Source organism: Providencia sneebia DSM 19967, from assembly GCF_000314895.2.
GTDB lineage: Bacteria > Pseudomonadota > Gammaproteobacteria > Enterobacterales > Enterobacteriaceae > Providencia > Providencia sneebia.
On record NZ_CM001773.1, the window covers coordinates 1,866,883 to 1,886,660 of the forward strand.

Genomic DNA, 19,778 nt, shown 5'->3' on the forward strand with positions numbered 1-19,778 from the left:
ACTATTTTTTTCCTAACCACTGGCGAATAACTGTAGCCATAATTTGAGGGTCTTTTTTAGCTATTTCATTTATACGCTTGCTTATGGCTTCTGCATGTATACGTTGTTTTTTGAATTGTTGATGAATTTGCTCATCCTTTTCCTGATGATTTTCATCTTTAGCAATAGATACGGTATCACTTGGTACAGAATTATTGCTTTCAGTATTAAGTCGTATTATTCGCGATTTTATCCATTGTGGTTTGATGGCAAATTGCCACATTAGCCAAGTAATTAGAGAAATAAGTAAAATTTTTCCATAAGCGACCAGTTGTAAGATAAATTGTGGATTGTTGAATAGAGATGGTGAGTCTTCAATTATGTGTTCTTGAGTAAATAATGAGTTGGTAATATTTAAGGAATCGCCCCTTTTTTCTGAATAGCCCATGGCTTCGCGAATTAATGCATCTATTTGCTTCATCATTTCAGGTGTTAATGGCTGCATTTCAATACCATTTTCACTATGTTGAGGTAAATAGTTGATGACAACAGCGACAGATAATTTATCAATAATCCCAACTTGTTGCTGAATATGGCTAATTTTACGGTCAACTTCGTAATTTGTTGTTTCATCATGTTGTGAATTAATGATTGTATGGTGTTGTCCAGAATTTTGTTGTGAATCAGTCTCTTTCTTATTGGTAAATATAGGGGCTAGAGGAGGTGCTGACGGCTGATTTGATAATGCGCCAGGAACGCCACCTGATTGTTGATTATTGTTCTGTATATTTTTACTATTTTGCCGGGAGCGTATAGCCGCATTTGCAGGTGCTTGATTCGGTTTATATTCTTCTGAAGTTTCTTCTATTTTAGAAAAATTCATTTGTGCTGTAACTTGAGCTTGTACATTTGTCCTGCCAACTAATGGCGAAATAATATCTTCAATACGTTGCTTAAGATGTGATTCTAGTTCTTTGGTCATTTTGACCTGAGAATGATTTATCGATTGTAGGCTATCATTATTGTTTGTTAATAATTGGCCTGTTTGATCGACAATAGTGACATTATTTGCAGTTAATCCTGTGATACTGCTTGCTACCAAATTCACAATAGCGAGTATTTGGCTTTCATCTAGCATTCGGCCAGGATGTAGTCCTACTGTTATAGATGCAGTCGGCATTTTTTGTTCACGCACAAATAAAGTCGGTTTGGGAATAGCTAGGTGAATACGTGCATTTTGTACTGGATTGAGTGATTCAATTGTGCGGGATAGCTCACCTTCTAAAGCACGTTGATAATTAATTTGTTCACTGAACTGGCTAATACCGAACTGTTCTTTATCTAAAAGCTCAAAACCTGTATTGCCACCTTTTGGTAATCCAGATTGTGCTAATTTTAGGCGTAGCTCATGAACACTATCGGCGGGCACTAAAAGAGTATGTCCATTGTCAGCTATTTGGTAAGGTACATTTAGTTGTGTTAATTGGCTGATTATATCCCCACCATCCTTGGCATTGAGATTACTTAGAAGAACACGATAATCAGGGCTACGAGCCCAAAGAGCTAATGCAATTAGCACCGCAATCGCAGCTGCACTAACAACAATTAAGGGGATCTTTGGCGAATTTTTTAGATTCATCATAAGTGATGCTAACCCTTTGTTAGTTTCTCCCGTCTCTTTAGATGTGATACTCATAAATATTCCCTGCATGGCAGACATAATGGATAAAAATATGCTTGGCGAAACAATGTCATTCCCTCTTCGTCATATCACTTTTATCCTAATATTATTGAGTGGTTTTTAGATTTTAATGGTGAAATCAACCTTTGGTTTTAGTCTTATTTGAACGCTTTAAATTTAAAAATTAGTGATAGAGTAGCAATGAAATATATGTGCATGACATTGAAATAAATAGGAGATAATATATGGAAATTCAAAAAATTAATGGGATATTATCACAGCAACAAATTCTTGCATCACAGGCAGCAAATATAGAGAAGCCTGTTATTAATGCAATAAATTTTTCAGGCCAATTAATCTCAGCAATTAATCAAATTAACACTGCCAATAATATATCAACAAAAAATATAGAGAATTTTACATTAGAGAAAACGGATATTTCACTAAATGACGTCATGGTGGATATGCAAAAGGCAAGCTTAAGCCTTCAAATGGGGATCCAAGTACGTAATAAATTAGTGTCTGCTTATCAGGAAATTATGGCAATGCAGGTATAATTTAGTTAGGTAATTAAAAATCATGAGTCAATTTTATTATTAATGCTTATTTTATGAATAGATGATTTTGTTCGGAGATTAGGTATTGAATGGAGTAATATAGGCTATTTTTCATGATATAAAAAATAAAAGTAGAGTTTTAATTATATTGCTCTATCACGGTTTGTTATCAGTATAAAAATATTGGAAAGATATAGTTACCACAAGAATAAGCTTTTTTATAACAATAAATAATGAATATTCTAATTGTGGTAACGTATTATTATTTCATTTGTTAATAATTAAATAAATTTAAAAATAGAACGCTACAATTAAAATCGTTATATAATGTTAATTATTTTTAAATGTAAGTTTATTAACTAGATATAAATTTACTTGATAATAATATAGATAATTTATTTATCATATTCGATTTCAAAAAATGGAATCCTGACTTCTAATTCACTAGAATAGCTGTTTAGATTTTTTGTTCCACCTTGATAAAATTGCTCTTGTCTTTCATTGAGATATAGCCTGTTTGATTGACTAGATGACGCATGAGACAAAATGTTAACGCGGTTTTTTGGACTAGTGAGATCAGTGTGACCTGAGTAAACAGCAGTTGAACTAGATATTTTTAAATTATCATATATGTTTTTATCATTATAAAAATCGAGAATATTTTTTACATTATAATTATTGCTATAAATATTTTTCTTATCAAAGTCATACTGACTAGTGTATTTTGTGAGTGTATCTTTATGCTTTATTTCACTTAGTGCATAGCCATTAATTGATGCTGAAAATAATATAATAAAAATAATAATTTTCTTGAACATATATAATTCTCCATAATAAACCAAGCTCTAGGTATAATAGAGCAGTTATATCACTTGTTGTGTCGCTAAACAATAAACAAAAGATATATGATTTTAATTTATTGTTTGCAGTGTTGTATGTTAAATCATGTCTGCAATGTGTAATTTTTTGCTTATATTATTTATCTTGTTTTTTAAAAATGAAAGGCTGCTATACTCCTTTTCATTTTTAGAATAAGTTAGTACTTTACCATTGGAGACATAATGATATATATTATAATTTAGTATATAAATACTAGAAGTATAAAACATGAAAAATAATATAGGAATAATATATTTTATATTCATATTAATAAGTTTATATATTCGAATGTGTTAATCAACGTATAATTATTTTAAAATGTGAATAGCCTATTGCCAGAACTATATCGTTTTATATGTTGTAATTTGGACATGACCATATAAAAATCTATAGATAAAATACTAATATTGTTAATTTATGACTCTATTTTCCCCATAGTAACTATGGAGGTAACTTAATTATATTTAATAATATCTCCAGGTTGGCAATTTAAAACTTCACACAATTTTTCTAGCGTGGAAAATTTAATTCCTTTTATTTTTCCATTTTTGAGTAGGGATAAGTTTGCTTCAGTGATCCCAAGCTCCAAAGCTAAATCCTTTGATTTTATTTTTTTCTCTGCCATCAAAACGTCTAGAGTTATTATTATAGTCATTTTTATATATATTGTTGATTTTCTTCACTAATTTTTTTTGTTTCTTTCATTATTAGTGCTAAAGAGAGGATCATAATACCATAGATTATCTCACGCATTGCTTCGGAAGAAAACCCTAAGTAGAAGACAAAAATGCGATCTCCTGGGGGTAAACTTATTGATAAAGCAAGACTTGCTAATGAGCCTAATAAACTGCTAATAATTGGTGTGATAACAGCTAATATTCCACCTATAAAGAGGATTTTTATATTGCGTTGTGTCCATATTTCACCTTTGGAGGTTTCAAAAAAGAAATAACCAACAAAAAATAAGCTTAGGGATGAAATTAAAACAGGAATATGTGAAAGTAACATTAATAATATGACGCTGCTTGAAGCTAATTCGATATTTTTTTCTAAAAGAGTAGGGTCTATGCTTTCAATAATTGCATATAACATGTCTTCTTTGCGGGTAATCCAAAAATAGTAATCACAGACTAGATCAGTAACTGCCATTATCCAAATGATAAATGCGATTGATTTAGAATAAAAAAACAGTTTTTTATTGCTTTTGCTCATTTTAATCTTATCCACTTAGAGATTCTGCATTAGTGCATGACTATTAAATTACGACAATAAATTATCGTAGTAAAGTAAAATATTATCGTGGCACGATAATATTTATGGGTTTAGGCTGTTTTTTGTTCTATATGGTGTGAGTATAAAAAGCTGATATTATTTTTTCTTTAATATTCAAATTGTTAAATGATTGTTCTCACGGTTATAATTAACAAGAAAACAATTAATCAAATGATGTTATTTTCTTAATGAATAAGACTACATCACAATATATTGATTAAGTATTGATAATATTTATATTTTCTCCAATTTTTACTGTTTTTTTTCTTACAATATGTTATTTTTATGTGAAAATATTTGCATCTTATTATTCTACTTTTCAAGTACGATTCATTGAGTCAATCATTTAATTAACCAAAGATGACATTTTTTGCATCTTATCGTAAATTTAAAAATACGATAATGTTTTTATATGCTTGAATTAGAGAAAGTGATTTTATAGGATTTATTTATGGCAGTAAGAACAATCATTGAAATACCAGATGAAAGATTACGTGTAAAATGTGCGGCTGTGACTGATATTGCTTCAGTACAAACATTAATTGATGATCTATTAGATACCATGTATAGCACTGACAATGGTATTGGTTTAGCAGCGCCACAAATTGCAGCAACAGAATCAGTAATGGTTATTGATATCTCTGAAAATCGTAATGAGCCATTGGTATTTGTTAACCCTGAAATTATTGAGAGTGAAGGCGAAACAAGTTATCAAGAAGGGTGTTTATCCGTACCCGAAATTTATGCTGATGTAGCCCGTTTTCAACGCGTTAAAGTTAAAGCGCTTGATAGAGAAGGTAAAGAATTCATTATTGATTCTGATGAATTCTTAGCAATTGTGATGCAACATGAGATTGACCACTTGCATGGTAAGATTTTCCTTGACCATTTATCAACATTAAAAAGAAATATGCTCTTAAAGAAATTAAAAAAGCAGCAACGTTTAAAACAATGAGTTGAATACTTAAGCATTCTACCTGACACTGATAAGCTTGAGCTTTCTTCATATGTGTCAGGTAGGAGATTAAAAATTTCATAATATAATCAAATTAGTAATGGTAATTTCCTCATAGGTTATGAAAATGGTCATAACTATTATTAAATAACTTGTTATTTTTTAATAATTTTATTTTCTTGCATTAAAAATGTTAGTGCTTGATGTAAAAGTGTTTTAACTATATTTTCATTTTCAATAATTTTATGTAATAAATCAATTAGTTTATTTTTCATTATCTTATGATTATTCAGTTTTTGTGATAATAATACTAGATTTTCAACTGCTGAAATATACTCAGTTTCTTTTTGAATAAGCTCTGCCCAATTATTATTTTTAGCTAATATAACTAAGTTTTCACTTAACACAAAAACATCCCAATATACCTTACGTATATCAAATGAACCTTGATTATCTCTCATTAAAATTTATTCCTATTTGTTTCCATGTGTTGGAAATATTGAGGAGTAATTTATAAACTTCTTGAAGATAATCAATGTTATTTTCAATATTAGCATTGAATAATCGTAGTATCATATAATCATAAAGTATTTCTAAATTATTAGCAATTTCTCCACCAGCTTCATGGTTAAGAGCTTGCTTTAATCCAGTATCTAAAATATCAATAGCTTTTGATATGGACGTGCATTTTTCTATAATATTATTTTGTTGCATAAAAATTTCAGCACGTTTAATTGCACTTAGGGCTTCTTTGTATAATAAACTAATGAGTTGGTAGGGCGTTGCATCATTAATTTGGCTTTCTAAATTAATTTTATTATAAGTCAGATGTGATTTTTGTTTATACATAACTTTTGTTAAGAAGTTGAGTTAATGAATTTCCTGTGCTATTAATTTGATGCATCATTTTATCAAGATTCTGAAACTTTCGTCGATGTGCATCCATAGTGCTTTCAATTTGTCTATTTACTTTATCAATGCTTTTATCAATATCTTTATTTTTTCTACGAATATTACTTTTAGCAAGGTGTAATGTTCCTTCGTAGTTATCAAGGGTTTTATTTAAAAAATGAATGTTATTCGTAGCAAATCCAACCTCTTTATTATCTCCTATAAAAAATTTCTTTACGCTGATATTGTTTTCATCTAATATTTTATCTAATTTTTCTTCATTAATGCTGAGTGTTCCATCAAGATTTTGCCTTATTCCCATCTGGTTAAGTAATTTTATGTTTCCACTGCTTTGGATAGTTCTTACTTGAGATTGAAGTTGATTTTGTATGTTTCGCAAAGTTGAATTACCTATTAGTGGCCCATTATTTTTATTTTTTTCATCATTCTTATCATTAGGAACATATTTAGATAAATCTTTTGATATATTTTGAAATTCATTATAATAAGTTACCCAAGCCTGTATTTTTTCTTTCATAGAGTGAGTTTCATTAGAAATAACTAAAGATTCTGGCTTACCATATTCACTCTTTTGCTTCAACGTTAATACTAATCCAGGAAACAGATCCTTCGTCGTATTTGATTGTGTTTCAAAGTCAAATCCATCAATGCTTAAACAAGCATTTTTAGGAGAAACCTTTTGTTCTATAGCATCATTATTTCTATTTATTAGCTCTACATTACCTTTTTTATTGATTACAGATGTAACATTAAGAACTTTATTCAGTACTTCATCTCCTTCAACATTTATATTGATTCGATGTTCTATCCCTTCTTTCTTGGATGTTAGAGCTAGATGATATTCATTATTATTATTTTTAATTATTGTTGCATTAACAGATTTATTTTCTTTATTAATTGCAGCTGCAATCGTAACTAAGGAAGTATGCTCATTACCTAGCTTAATAATAATAGGATCTTTTTCAACAGGCTGTGAGATTGTTATTATTCTCTCTGCATTATTATTACCTAATGGTATGGTTTTATCGGGGTAGCCTTTAGTTGAGATAGTTTGTGCTTTTGCTAATTGTGATATAAAAATATCATGAATACCAGTTATTGCTTTTTCTGTTGTCTTTGCACTAAAGGTTTTATATTCACTATCCACTTTTGTTGTGGTTGTTTCATTGCATTTTTTAAGATCTTCAGCTGATTGTTTTAATTTTTCTAAAGAAGATTGTATTTTTACAAAAGCACTAATTTGTATATTATAGGTTTTTTTTTGTTCTGTAAGTGGCTCAAGACGGCGACGTTCAATCATTTCTATTTGATCCATTTGTTTATGCAAATCTAGATTTGCACCAATACCTAACGTTGATATGTTAGCCATTAACCTCTCCAACTAAATTTAATCTATCTTATATTTGTTATCGGCAATGTGAATGAAAATATTAGATTAAAAAAAGAATATGAGTATAGGAATATAATTTTCTATTGGGATTTTTATTCATTTATTAAATAATAATGTCTTCTACATAAGAACAATTTTTTGATAAAACAACTAAAGGCTATTTTTATCGAGCCGATAATGTCATTGCTAGCAACGAATTAATTTGTTTAATTGATGGATTAACTTTAATTTAATAGAATAATCAGGAGATTTATTATGCCAGAAATTACACAGTCTATTATAACCAATACATTATCATCAAAAACTCAAAATCATTTGAGTCGTTCACAAGCGGCATTAGGTAAATCGATTGAACGTTTATCCTCAGGGTATAGAATCAACAGTGCCAAGGATGATGCCGCAGGTCAAGCAATTGCAAATCGTTTTACTTCTACCATTAGAGGATTAACTCAAGCTTCTCGTAATGCTAGCGATGCTATTTCAATGGCACAAACTACCGAAGGAGGGCTGAATGAAATCAACTCTCACTTACAACGTATTCGAGAATTAGTGGTTCAGGCTAAAAATGGTACAAACTCTGAATCTGACTTACAGTCAATTCAAAAAGAAATCGTTTTGCGCTCGGAAGAAATTGATCGTATCTCAGAACAGACTCAATTTAATGGAGTTAATGTTTTAAATGGCGATAAGCCAAATATATCTATTCAAGTTGGCTCGAATGATAAAGAGACTATCCATTTTAACCTACCAAAAGTTAATAGTGACGAATTAGATATTAAAAACATTAATGTAGTCAGTTCTACAACAAATGCTCAAAATGCTACGAATACTCAAAATACAGATACTCAACTAGAAACGATTGATAAAGCAATTAGTCAAGTTGATGAAATGCGCTCTTCATTAGGTGCTGTACAAAATCGCTTACAATCAACGATTAATAATTTAGATAGTAGCATTAATAATCTAAGTGCAGCACGTAGTCGTATTGAAGATGCTGATTTTGCAACAGAAGTTTCTAATATGAATAGTAACCAAATTTTACAACAAGCGGGTACAGCTGTTTTAGCACAAGCAAATCAAGTTACACAAAGTATTCTAAGCTTGCTACGTTAATATACTAATTTAAATTTAATAATATTTTAATTGTATCTTGTTGTTTATCAGTCAAAGAGTCTGATCTCGGTATTTAGCGGGATCAGATTTTTTATTTTAATTAATATCTGTGAATTATATATCTATCTTTAATTACATCATATTTTACTTAATATAAATAGCTATTATTTACCCCACTACTCACCGAATTAAATAATAAATTAAAGATGATAATAGATACTTCTATATTAGTTTCTAAAGGTGATTCAGGTTGTGAGTGATTTTTATACGGCTGAAGGTGTAATTAATAAAAATAGCTTATGGGAACGTTATTATCCTTTAATTCGACATGAGGCATTAAAATTACAAGTCAGACTTCCCGCAAGCGTGGATATTGATGATCTGATTCAAGCGGGTAGTATTGGGTTATTACATGCGTTAGAGCGTTTTGATGCAACACAAGGAGCATCACTTGCTACTTATGCAATACAACGAATTCGTGGAGCTATGCTAGATGAATTAAGAAGTAGAGATTGGGCTCCTCGTAGTGTCCGCCGCCAAGCGCGAGATATATCTGAAGTTATTTATAAACTAGAACAATCATTAAGTCGTAGCGCAACTGAAACTGAAATTGCTCAAGCTTTAAAAATGGATATGCTGACATATCGGCAAGCATTATTAGATACCAATAATAGTCAGTTATATTCTTATGATGAACTGTATGAACTTAATGGAGAAAGCTGTGAACCTTTAGTTGATGAAAATGATGGCGGAAATCCATTAAATCTATTAATAAACTCAAAGTTGCATGAGCAAGTCATGATAGCGATAGAGCAACTACCTGAACGTGAAAAATTAGTTTTGATACTTTATTACCAAGAAGATCTAAATCTCAAGGAAATTGGTGCAGTATTAGATGTTGGAGAATCAAGGGTGAGCCAATTACATAGCCAAGCAGTGAAGAGACTTAGAGGGCGTTTAAAAGTAGAACATAAATAAAATTTTACTTTCTTAGAGAAATTTGTTGAATTTTATTTTAAGTATGAGCATTTTTAGTGGGATAAAAAAAACCCTCTAAGAAAGAGGGTAAATAAATTAAAACGAGAATACCTGTATACCATTTATTTCTAGTTAACCAAAGTAGACCAGTTGCTTTAAATGGTTATAAAAACGGCTGTATATAAAATAATGAGATCATCGTCACTATCTGTATAATTTAAACCTAAATTATTTGTGTTAGTAATTAACGTAATATAATTTAAATTATATTATTTATTTACGAACGGAAAGTTATTGTAACTAGATGTAATTTTAATTTTATACCCACATAATTTTAAGTTGTATTTAGTTGCTAAAAAATTTATTGGCAACATTCAGTGATTATTAAAAATATCAATGAATCATGTAACCGATACCGCTTAATTTATCAATTAATGTGGGCTAAAAAAGATAGTGAGAATTTCATATTGGATATGACCTTTATTGTCATATTACCGATTTGATTATCCACGCAAGGTAACCATCATCAACTTGATTGATATCGAGTTTAATCAATTCAGGGGTTTCATATGGATGGATTTCTTTTATAGTATCAAAAATGGCAGGTTGATTTTTATTAATAGATTTAATTAACAGTAAGATCTCTTTATCTTGAACAATTTCATTTTTCCATCGATATAAAGAGGTCAGTTCAGGTAGTAATGAAACACAGGCTGCAAGGTGTTTATCCAGTAATTGTTGAGTAATTTTAATGGCATTACTCTGACTATTTGTTGTGCATAATATAATACAAGGTTGTTGTTTTTTATCATAATTTACTTCATTATTTATCATTTGAATCTCCTTGGAAATTGCATTTTTAATGTGTTTCTTTCAATAAGGATAGATTAAGGTGGCATAAAAAATGTCAACCATAATCAATAAATGATTGTAGTGCAGTGACGAATAGTTTCATAATGACATAAAGACTTTCTCTAGATATTAATTGTATTGCAGTACTATTAACTATGGAAGTGTAAAGAATATTACTGGCGTGGTAGATGTTCCATTATAAAAGTTTATTATTTAGAAAATTTATTTAAATCAAGTATTAAATTAAGATATTAATACTATTTGCTATAATAACTATTGTTTTTTTCTATTATTCGATTCAGTCTACATTTTTATCAATAAAAATATAAAAAAGTACTGTTTTTTTGTATATTAAAGGCTCTCTATCTATTTGTTTAGAACATTAAAAAGGAATATTTTAATTTACTAATTTTGACTTAACATTTTAAGTGTATTGCTAATCTCGTTATCGTTCTAAAATAGCGTAATTATTTTTTTTGTTAAATATAATGGTCTGATATATCTAAAATGTTAATTAATTTCTATAATTAAATCAAGATTATTTTCTATGGGTAATATTATGAAGTTTATTGATAACGAACAAGGTTTATTGTTTATATGACGGTAACATGTTTGTAAAGATAAAATATATCACTCAACCTTTTCATTTCTAATTAAAAACGTGTATGGATGCCTGATATGAATAAACTGACACCGCTAAAGCCGATACCCACATTAATAGCTGTTGCAATTACTCTACTCATTTGGTTTGCCATTCCTGTACCTGAAGGTGTTAATCCAGATGCTTGGCATTTGCTTGCATTATTTGTAGGAACAATTGCTGCAATTATTGGGAAAGCTTTGCCTATTGGTGGCGTTTCTATTATTGCGATTGCATTAGTTGCTGTGACTGGTGTAACAAATCCTAATTCAACTAAAGGAGCAATAGCAGATGCATTAAGCGGATTTTCCAATGACCTTATTTGGTTAATTGGTATTTCTATTATGGTTTCAATGAGCTTGAATAAAACGGGACTTGGTGCTCGTATTGGTTATTATGTCATTTCTCTCTTTGGTAAAAAAACATTAGGGATAGCTTATTCACTCGCTATTGCTGAAACAATACTTGCACCGGTAACGCCAAGTAATACAGCTCGTGGTGGTGGTATTATTCACCCAATCATGCGTTCAATAGCAGATAGTTTTGGTTCAAAAGCGGAAGATGGAACCTCGGGTAAAATAGGGCGTTATCTTGCCTTAGTTAACTATAATATTAACCCGATAACCTCTGCAATGTTTATTACAGCAACTGCACCAAACCCATTAATTGTGAGTTTAATTGTGAGTGAAGCAGGGGGAATGCATGAATTAAGTTGGTCAATGTGGGCAATTGCTGCTTTTGCTCCAGCAATAGTTTCTTTGATTTTAATGCCACTTGTGATCTATTTTCTTTATAAACCAGAAATAACTTCGACACCTGATGCACCTAATTTTGCTAAAGAACGTTTACAACAATTAGGATCAATTTCATTACCTGAAATCATTACGCTTTGTGTATTCTTATTGCTCCTCATGATGTGGGCAGGTGTCCCTGCTATGTTGTTTGGTCCTAATTATGCTATTAACGCCACAACGGCTGCTTTTATTGGGCTTGGTATTTTATTATCAACTGGTGTGGTTAGCTGGGATGATGTCTTAAAGAATAAAGGTGCATGGGATACTGTAGTTTGGTTCTCCGCGTTGGTGATGATGGCAAGCTTCTTGGGTAAATTAGGTTTGATCACTTGGATGTCTCTGTCGGTTGGTTCCGCTATTGATAATATGGGGATCAGCTGGGCTTGGGGAGCATTAATACTTGTTCTGATTTATGTTTATTCGCACTATTTCTTTGCAAGTACAACGGCACATATTACCGCAATGTTCGGTGCATTCTTTGCCGCCGGGCTTGCTTTAGGTGCACCTCCAATGTTACTTGGTCTTACTTTAGCATTCTCCTCATCTTTAATGATGTCATTGACCCATTACGGTACAGGTACAGCCCCAATTATCTTCGGTTCGGGATATGCTACATTAGGCGAATGGTGGAAAACAGGGTTTGTAATGAGCGTTGTCAACCTCATCGTTTGGATTGGTCTTGGTAGCCTTTGGTGGAAATTCCTTGGTTACTGGTGATCAAATAATAGGACCTTCAAGTTGATATTGAAGGTTCATTTTTTATCCTTAAACAATTTGATTAAGATAATAAAGTGCTAAATTAGAATAACAGTATATTTATAATCAATTTTATTATAATGAACTAATCCAATTAGGATTGATTAAATAAGGCAATTGCTAAAAATGGTCTTTGCAATAGAGATTTTTACGCTTAAAGCCGTTATGATTATTAATATATTAGAGTTTGAGGGCGTTAATCTAAAAAAGAGAGTTTTATTTAGATTAATAAGAATGCAAATAGAATTTATAATGGGTTAAAAATGAAAAAAATCGCATTAGTAGTAGGTATGGCAAGTGTTATCGCTCTACTGTCAGCATGCTCAGATGAAAAATCCGAAATTGCAGAATATAAAACATCTTTTGTTAATAACTGTGTAGCAGCATCAGGTCAACCTGCGGGTGAAACTGCCGATGCAGTTAATGCTTTATGTAGCTGTGCTTATGATAAAGCAATCGAAAAATATGGTGTTAAAGAATTTAAGCGTATTGACAGCGAATTAGCTAAATCAGGTAATATAGACATTGAAGCACAAAAAACAATGATGGATTTTGTTAGTCAATGTGCTAAAACTGATCGCTAATTTTCAATGTCCTTGAATTAAAAATTAATGCTGCACCTTAAAAACGTATAACGTGTTATTTTAAGGTGCAGTTTTTTATTTATTTAAATAAATTTTTAAATTGGTGTGGTGCACAGCGTAAATATTGCGGTGCAACCTGAATGGTATGGTTTAATTGTGCAGCAGCATGCCATGGCCAACGTGGATCAAAGAGTATTCCTCGACCAACTGCAATAAAATCAGCTTGTCCAGTAGCAATAATTGCTTCTGCTTGAATTGGCTCCGTAATTAATCCTACAGCAATAACAGGCATATTGGTTTGCTTATGGATGGCTTCAGCCAAAGGAACTTGGTAATTAGGAGAAACAGGGATCTGTTGTTTTCCTGATAACCCACCGGAAGAAACATTGATATAATCACATTGTAATGTTTCGAGATATTTTGCTAATTGAATTGATTCTTCTAGATTCCAACCACCTTCAATCCAATCTGTCGCTGAGATCCGCACACCAATAGCAATATTTTCAGATATCGCTTTTTTGACTTCATGAAAGATCTCGATTAAAAGACGTGAGCGGTTTTCAAAACTTCCACCATATTCATCTTGGCGGTTATTGGATAATGGCGATAGGAATTGATGCAATAAATAGCCATGAGCTGCATGTATCTCAATCATATCAAACCCCGCATATTCAGCACGTTTAGCGGATTCCACAAATTGTTGGATGATATGTTGGATTTCTTCCTTGCTTAATGCGCGTGGTAGATAAGATCCTTCAAAAGGTAAAGATGAAGCGGAAACGGTCTGCCAACCATGTTCATCCTGTGCTGATAGACTTGCACCACCAAGCCAAGGAAGATCCGTAGAGGCTTTTCGTCCAGCGTGAGCTAACTGAATACCAAAGCGCGCATTGGCAAATTGACGGATATTAGCAAGCATCTCTTTCATTAAATTTGCTTGATTATCATCCCATAAACCAAGGTCTTTGTAAGTGATCCTACCTTCTGGGACAACGGAAGTTGCTTCAACAATAACAAGGGATGCGCCTGAAAGTGCCAGATTCATATAATGCGCGTTATGCCAAGCCGTTGGCATGCCATCTATTGCTGAATATTGACACATAGGAGGAATAACAACCCGATTCTCCAGTGAAATTTGTCCTATCTCTTTGGGGGAAAAAAGAAAACTCATCTGTCTTAATCCTTTGTTGGTGTATTCAATAATGGCATGATACAAGGAATTGCAGGTTATGTTATACCTTTTGTTGTGATAATTTTTAGTGCGAATGTCTTCTTGATGAAATAGAGAAAATATTAATTAAAATGAACATAATTAGTTCAAGTTATTATTATAGCAATCAGGCTATTAATCTTTTTTATCTATAAATGTTAAAAAATGATGATGACGTAATCTATTGATGAATAATTTTAGGCGGCATTGACATAAAATAATGGTGAAAATAAGTGAAAAATTGAAAGTAATATAAAAAAGTATAATTTTCTGTTTATGATGGTGCATTTCTGGCTATTTTTATTAAAAAATAATTTAATTAATAAAATTATTCAAGAATATCTATTCGCTAATAAGCGCATGGTGCAAGCTAATTAATTAACTACATAAAAAATAGATATATTAAATATTAAATTAACTTAATGGATTTTATGGTGTTAATAGGATCTTATACTGAATTTTTATTTTAATTGAGGATTTTAATTAATTGGAAATTGATATTGACTCGACAAAAAAACAAATTATAACTTGCGAAATTCAATCTGAATTTATATAAGCGTTGTTAAGGTTATGTAAATGAATTGATGTGTGGGTTGATATTACAGGAATCATCACAGTTAATATTTTTCAATAATTAAAAATTACTTTAATAAATATTAATAGATGTCGTTAATTTGTGGTCATCATATTAAAAATATAATTCTAATAAGGAACTCAATGTGCTAACAATTATTGGTATCTTGATTATTATTTCAATAGTAACGTTGCTAATGATGGGAAAAGCCAGTCCCATCATTGCTATGTCTTGTATTCCCTTTATTGGTGCGTTAATTGCTGGATATTCAATATCTGAAATATCAGTGTTTTTTGAAAGTGGCATTAATAAAGTCTCTAAAGTAGCAACAATGTTTTTGTTTGCTATTTTGTTCTTTAGTTTGATGAAAGAACTGCATATTTTTGATCCATTAATTCGTTTAATGGTCAAAATGACACGTGGTAATATCATCATCGTCTGTGTGATGACAACATTAATTGCAGGTGTTGTTCATCTGGATGGTTCTGGTGCCGCCACTTTTTTAATTATTATTCCTGCACTTTTACCACTTTATCGCCAACTTGGAATGAGTCCTTATTTAATGTTATTGCTGATGTGTACCAGTATGGGAATAATGAATATGGTTCCTTGGGGGGGGCCATTAGGTCGGGCATCTGCTGTAACGGGGATTGATGCCGCAACATTGTGGCAAGGGCTCATTCCTGTACAAATTATTGGCATGATAGGTGCTGCGGGGTTCGCTGTTATTATGGGAATGCGTGAAAAACGCCGAATTGCGAAAGCTGCTCTGCATGGAACAACGCCATATCAAATGGACTCATTGTTACCTGAAAATGAGCAAATGGCCGATCTCAATGAACCTGGTCATAAACCGCAAAAACCTTGGATTAATGGTGGCTTGATTATTATTGCAATTGCCTGTTTAGCCTTTGGATTATTGTCCGCACCTTATGTATTTATGATTGCACTGTCATTGGCATTATTGATTAATTATCCAAATCCAAGAGATCAAATGAAAGTTTTATCTGCCCATGCACCGCAGGCATTAGGTATGGTGGCGATTATTTTTGCAGCGGGGGCTTTTTTAGGCATTTTATCTGATGGTGGGATGTTGAAATCGATAGCTGAGGATTTAACAGCAATATTACCAAAAGAGTGGATCTCAAAAATTCATATTTTTGTCGGAATACTTGGTGTACCAATGGATATATTCACCAGTACTGATGCCTATTATTTTGCACTATTACCAATCATTCAACAAATTGCAGAAACCGCAGGTGTTGATCCTTCAGCAGTTGTTTATGCAATGGCAATTGGTAATAACGCAGGAACGTTTGTTAGTCCATTTTCACCCGCAGCATGGCTCGCGATGGGATTGGCTGGAATCGATATGGGACGTCATTTACGCTATTCATTTGGCTGGATTTGGTTATTTAGTTTCTTCACACTTGGCGTTGGAGCAATGCTAGGCCTTTATTAAGAGAATTCGGTCTTCGTAAAAATCAGGGTTAATTTAGTTCAGATTACAGTTAAACTTAATTGTTTTGTTGGCTGTGATTTGAACTTTATTTTTGCGGAATACGACGTCATTGATGCTTCCTTAAGAGGGTGCATTATTAATCTATTTGCTCGTTATCAGGCAAAAATTCATCTTATTTATTTGGAAGTACCTTATAAACAGTGGATACAGCAGAATAAGCAACGAAAATATCGAGTTCCTGATGATGCGATGGCTCGAATGTTAAGAAAGTTGGAGTTTCCAACCATTGATGAAGCACATCAAGTTTCGTACTTCATCAATGGTGAATTTCAAGCTTTAGAATAATAGTATGCACTTTTGTTAATTATCATTGGTGGGTTTATGGGTATTTAAGGTACATAAACATCACCTGAAAATAATTTTCGTGCTGTTCTAATAATAGAAGCTTGTAAACCCTCAGGGAAATCTCCTTGTAGACGAAAAGCGACATCAAAATGCCCACTGAGATGTTCTATGGAAATATTCTCAATATCTACAGGATGTGTTAAATAACGCTGAATTATGCTGCCATCAAGTATTGTTCCCATCGCAATTGCAATTGCGCCGGTCACTGCGAGCGCACCATGACATTTATGTGGCATAAAATAACGAACATTGATTGTTCCACCATTTATAGCGGGTGAAACTAAAATAGGTTTAGGTATGACTTTTTTACTGACATCACCTAATCCCATCAAACTTCCTGCTTGGCAACGAATATTCTCTATTCTTTGCATGAATTCTGCATCGTTTTCCAACTCAAGTGCTGTCTCATAACCTGTTTTATTCAATTGAGGTGCATCGATTAATACAATAGGTACGGCCATATCAATACAGCTGACCTCAACGTCATCAATAATGTCGATAAGATTGCCAGTCGGTAATAACTTGCCTGTTTTAGATCCACAAGCATTTAAAAAGGTGAGGGCGATAGGCGAGGCACTTCCGGGAACACTAGCGATTGAAGTCTCACCTTCATAGCTAACTTGCCCATTTGGTGTTTGAACTGTGGAATTAATGAATGTATCCGTATTGATATTGTGAATTCGTACCGTTGTGGTATTTCCAGAAACTGATACTAAGCCTTTTTCTATGGCATAAGGGCCGACGGCACATAAAATATTACCGCAATTTGGGGCTGTATCAACAATTGACTCCTGCACTGAAACTTGAGCAAATAAGTAATCAATATCAGCATTAGGATTGCTAGAACGGCTAATAATTGCAACTTTACTTGTTTGCGGATTGCCGCCACCAATACCATCAATCTGTAGCGGATGGCCTGATCCCATAATAGCTAAAATAAGCTTATCACGCTCTTGAATGTTTTCAGGCAAATCATCTGCTAATAGAAATACACCTTTCGATGTACCACCACGCATCAACATACAAGGTATTTTTTTCATGTGAAACCCAATCTTAGAAAAATGTTAGTGCAGTAATTTTGCTATTAAGAATGACAAAATAGAGATGCCTAACCGGTGGAAAAAGAGGAAAAAAGGAGCTAAATAATGTTTTAGCTCCTTTTTCGATATTGATTAAATCAGTCCGGCGTTAATTAAGATTTCCCACCAACCTAAACCAATGGTCATATGAACCAGCAAGCTTAGGAATGCCACGATACCACCAATTATCCACCATGAACGTATGTCGTTGTAACCTGCACCGAAGACGATTGGAGCAGCCGCGCCTCCGTAATGGGTCAAGCTACCGCCATAGGCGTTAGAGAATAATAATCCCAGAGCAAGTAACATTGGAGGTGCACCCGCAACCATACCTACGGTAGCGAATACTGGAACCATTGCCGCAACATATGCACCGCCTGATGCGAATAGGTAACGGATAGCCACACTGATAAACATGATAACAAAGAATGCCAGCATGGTATGGTCACCGAATGCGAGGTTTTGTCCCATCACATCTGCCAACCATTTGAAGAATCCTGCTTTGGTTAGCACACCAGACATCCCGATGATACCACCATACCAAATCAAGGTATTCCAGCCGCCTTTATTCTTTAACACGTCATCCCAAGTTACTACACCAAGGATTAATGTCAGCGCCATGACAGCAATTGCCACAGTAGATGCTGAAACCCCAATTTTTTCAGCAAATATCCATCCAATTAAGGCTAACACGAAGATCATACTGAGTAATTTTTCTCTTATTGTCATAGGTCCAAGTGCTTCTAAACCTTTGGCAGCGATCTCTTTGTTATTTACCTTCTTCAGTTCTGGCGGATAGACTTTGTAAATAATCAGTGGTGTTAAGACTAACATGATGAGGCCAGGTACTGATGCGGCTAATGCCCATCCGCCCCAACTTAAGTGGATACCCATGATATCCGCCATCATCGCTAATGCTAACGCGTTAGGTGCCATTGCTGTTAAGAACATATAGCTGGTGGTTTTTGTCACCATATAAACGTTCATTAACAAATAGTGACCCGCTTTACGAGGGCTTTTTTCAGGATCAGAGCCCAGAGCGACTGCGACACTGTTGATGATGGGGAAAACAATACCACCTGCACGAGCTGTATTAGATGGTGTTGCTGGCGCAATAACTAAATCAAGAATGGCGGTTACATAACCAAGCCCGAGTGTTGTTCCTCCAAGTTTACCAATTAATATATATGAGAGTCGTTTTCCTAATCCTGTGATAACAAAAGCGGCACTTAGGGTAAATGCGGCGAAAACTAACCACGTTGTCCCTGAAGCATAACCTTTGAGAACTTCACCTGATTTAACGACATCTTCCGCTCCTGTTACCCCGATAATGACTGCACTTGCAGCAATTGTGGCTAACAATATTACAGGTTCGGAATAAGGTTTTAATACCAGCCCAACAATAGCAGCTAAGTAAAGACCAAATAACAACCAAGCAATATGCGGTAGCCCTTCGGGAGTTGGGATTAGAGATATAATTATGGGTATAGCTATTAATAGCAATAGCTTCCATATTTTATCTTTTTGCATAGGCCAATTTCCTTAATATTAATACTAAATTTAGTCAATATTAAAGTGAACGAACTTTAATATTATTAATTCGTTAATTTCAAGATAGTTATAAACCCTATAAAACAATTGTTAGCTGTGAGTGTGCTAGTTATTTTTTATTTTCTGGTTAGTTTATTATTCCTAATGTTGTTAAT

19 protein-coding genes are annotated in these 19,778 nt (G+C 32.8%); 8 read left to right on the top strand and 11 right to left on the bottom strand.

Going from position 1 to position 19,778, the window contains the following annotated elements; translation table 11 throughout:
• Position 1: 1 nt before the first annotated feature.
• The gene (gene fliF, locus OO7_RS07615) at positions 2-1,675 is read right to left on the bottom strand and encodes a flagellar basal-body MS-ring/collar protein FliF (RefSeq protein ID WP_008915374.1); all 1,674 of its coding nucleotides are present in this window, start codon (positions 1,673-1,675) and stop codon (positions 2-4) included.
• 230 nt (positions 1,676-1,905) lie between these two features.
• On the opposite strand from fliF, the gene fliE reads away from it, so the two are divergent.
• Complete coding sequence (gene fliE / locus OO7_RS07620) at positions 1,906-2,217, top strand: flagellar hook-basal body complex protein FliE (protein WP_008915375.1); 312 nt, start codon at positions 1,906-1,908, stop codon at positions 2,215-2,217.
• 395 nt (positions 2,218-2,612) lie between these two features.
• On the opposite strand, the gene OO7_RS07625 is transcribed toward fliE, so the two are convergent.
• The 3 genes from OO7_RS07625 to OO7_RS07635 all read right to left on the bottom strand — a co-directional run bounded on the left by OO7_RS07625 (position 2,613) and on the right by OO7_RS07635 (position 4,308).
• Positions 2,613-3,035 (bottom strand): hypothetical protein, encoded by a 423-nt coding sequence (locus OO7_RS07625; RefSeq protein WP_008915376.1) that lies wholly within the window; start codon positions 3,033-3,035, stop codon positions 2,613-2,615.
• Between the two features lie 515 nt (positions 3,036-3,550).
• The gene (locus tag OO7_RS07630; protein ID WP_008915377.1) at positions 3,551-3,751 is read right to left on the bottom strand and encodes a helix-turn-helix domain-containing protein; all 201 of its coding nucleotides are present in this window, start codon (positions 3,749-3,751) and stop codon (positions 3,551-3,553) included.
• Positions 3,752-3,753: 2 nt separating this feature from the next.
• Positions 3,754-4,308, bottom strand: a complete 555-nt coding sequence (locus tag OO7_RS07635; protein ID WP_008915378.1) for a hypothetical protein — start codon at positions 4,306-4,308, stop codon at positions 3,754-3,756.
• A gap of 511 nt (positions 4,309-4,819) precedes the next feature.
• Here OO7_RS07635 and def point away from each other — a divergent pair.
• The gene (def, locus tag OO7_RS07640; RefSeq protein WP_008915379.1) at positions 4,820-5,323 is read left to right on the top strand and encodes a peptide deformylase; all 504 of its coding nucleotides are present in this window, start codon (positions 4,820-4,822) and stop codon (positions 5,321-5,323) included.
• A gap of 155 nt (positions 5,324-5,478) precedes the next feature.
• On the opposite strand, the gene fliT is transcribed toward def, so the two are convergent.
• Genes fliT through fliD form a run of 3 tightly spaced genes read right to left on the bottom strand, consistent with a single transcriptional unit; the run spans position 5,479 to position 7,604 of the window.
• Entirely contained in the window at positions 5,479-5,784 is a 306-nt protein-coding gene (gene fliT / locus OO7_RS07645; RefSeq protein ID WP_008915380.1) for a flagellar protein FliT, read from the bottom strand.
• A complete protein-coding gene (gene fliS, locus OO7_RS07650) occupies positions 5,774-6,172 on the bottom strand; it encodes a flagellar export chaperone FliS (protein WP_008915381.1) in 399 nt (132 codons plus the stop codon). The genes fliT and fliS overlap by 11 nt, the downstream gene beginning before the upstream one ends.
• Positions 6,165-7,604 (bottom strand): flagellar filament capping protein FliD, encoded by a 1,440-nt coding sequence (gene fliD, locus OO7_RS07655; RefSeq protein WP_008915382.1) that lies wholly within the window; start codon positions 7,602-7,604, stop codon positions 6,165-6,167. The genes fliS and fliD overlap by 8 nt, the downstream gene beginning before the upstream one ends.
• 285 nt (positions 7,605-7,889) lie before the next feature.
• Between fliD and OO7_RS07660 the strand changes: the two genes are divergently transcribed.
• Together OO7_RS07660 and OO7_RS07665 are read left to right on the top strand one after the other, a co-directional pair.
• Positions 7,890-8,738, top strand: a complete 849-nt coding sequence (locus OO7_RS07660; protein WP_169337394.1) for a flagellin N-terminal helical domain-containing protein — start codon at positions 7,890-7,892, stop codon at positions 8,736-8,738.
• Positions 8,739-8,990: 252 nt separating this feature from the next.
• A complete protein-coding gene (locus tag OO7_RS07665) occupies positions 8,991-9,716 on the top strand; it encodes an RNA polymerase sigma factor FliA (protein WP_008915384.1) in 726 nt (241 codons plus the stop codon).
• A 486-nt stretch (positions 9,717-10,202) separates the two neighbouring features.
• Here OO7_RS07665 and cutA read toward each other — a convergent pair whose 3' ends face one another.
• Complete coding sequence (cutA, locus tag OO7_RS07670; protein WP_008915385.1) at positions 10,203-10,550, bottom strand: divalent-cation tolerance protein CutA; 348 nt, start codon at positions 10,548-10,550, stop codon at positions 10,203-10,205.
• Between the two features lie 696 nt (positions 10,551-11,246).
• On the opposite strand from cutA, the gene OO7_RS07675 reads away from it, so the two are divergent.
• Together OO7_RS07675 and OO7_RS07680 are read left to right on the top strand one after the other, a co-directional pair.
• Entirely contained in the window at positions 11,247-12,719 is a 1,473-nt protein-coding gene (locus tag OO7_RS07675; RefSeq protein ID WP_008915386.1) for a DASS family sodium-coupled anion symporter, read from the top strand.
• A gap of 302 nt (positions 12,720-13,021) precedes the next feature.
• On the top strand, positions 13,022-13,342 hold the full coding sequence (locus OO7_RS07680; protein WP_008915387.1) for a hypothetical protein: 321 nt from the start codon (positions 13,022-13,024) through the stop codon (positions 13,340-13,342).
• Positions 13,343-13,421: 79 nt separating this feature from the next.
• On the opposite strand, the gene OO7_RS07685 is transcribed toward OO7_RS07680, so the two are convergent.
• Entirely contained in the window at positions 13,422-14,513 is a 1,092-nt protein-coding gene (locus OO7_RS07685; RefSeq protein WP_043892673.1) for an NADH:flavin oxidoreductase/NADH oxidase, read from the bottom strand.
• Positions 14,514-15,271: 758 nt separating this feature from the next.
• Here OO7_RS07685 and OO7_RS07690 point away from each other — a divergent pair.
• On the top strand, positions 15,272-16,588 hold the full coding sequence (locus OO7_RS07690; protein WP_008915389.1) for a CitMHS family transporter: 1,317 nt from the start codon (positions 15,272-15,274) through the stop codon (positions 16,586-16,588).
• Positions 16,589-16,666: 78 nt separating this feature from the next.
• Entirely contained in the window at positions 16,667-16,933 is a 267-nt protein-coding gene (locus OO7_RS07695) for an ATP-binding protein (RefSeq protein ID WP_008915390.1), read from the top strand.
• Between the two features lie 44 nt (positions 16,934-16,977).
• Here OO7_RS07695 and OO7_RS07700 read toward each other — a convergent pair whose 3' ends face one another.
• Positions 16,978-18,033, bottom strand: coding sequence for a 4-oxalomesaconate tautomerase (locus OO7_RS07700; RefSeq protein ID WP_008915391.1), 1,056 nt, complete (start codon positions 18,031-18,033; stop codon positions 16,978-16,980).
• A 132-nt stretch (positions 18,034-18,165) separates the two neighbouring features.
• Positions 18,166-19,602, bottom strand: coding sequence for an anion permease (locus OO7_RS07705; protein ID WP_008915392.1), 1,437 nt, complete (start codon positions 19,600-19,602; stop codon positions 18,166-18,168).
• Between the last annotated feature and the right edge of the window lie 176 nt (positions 19,603-19,778).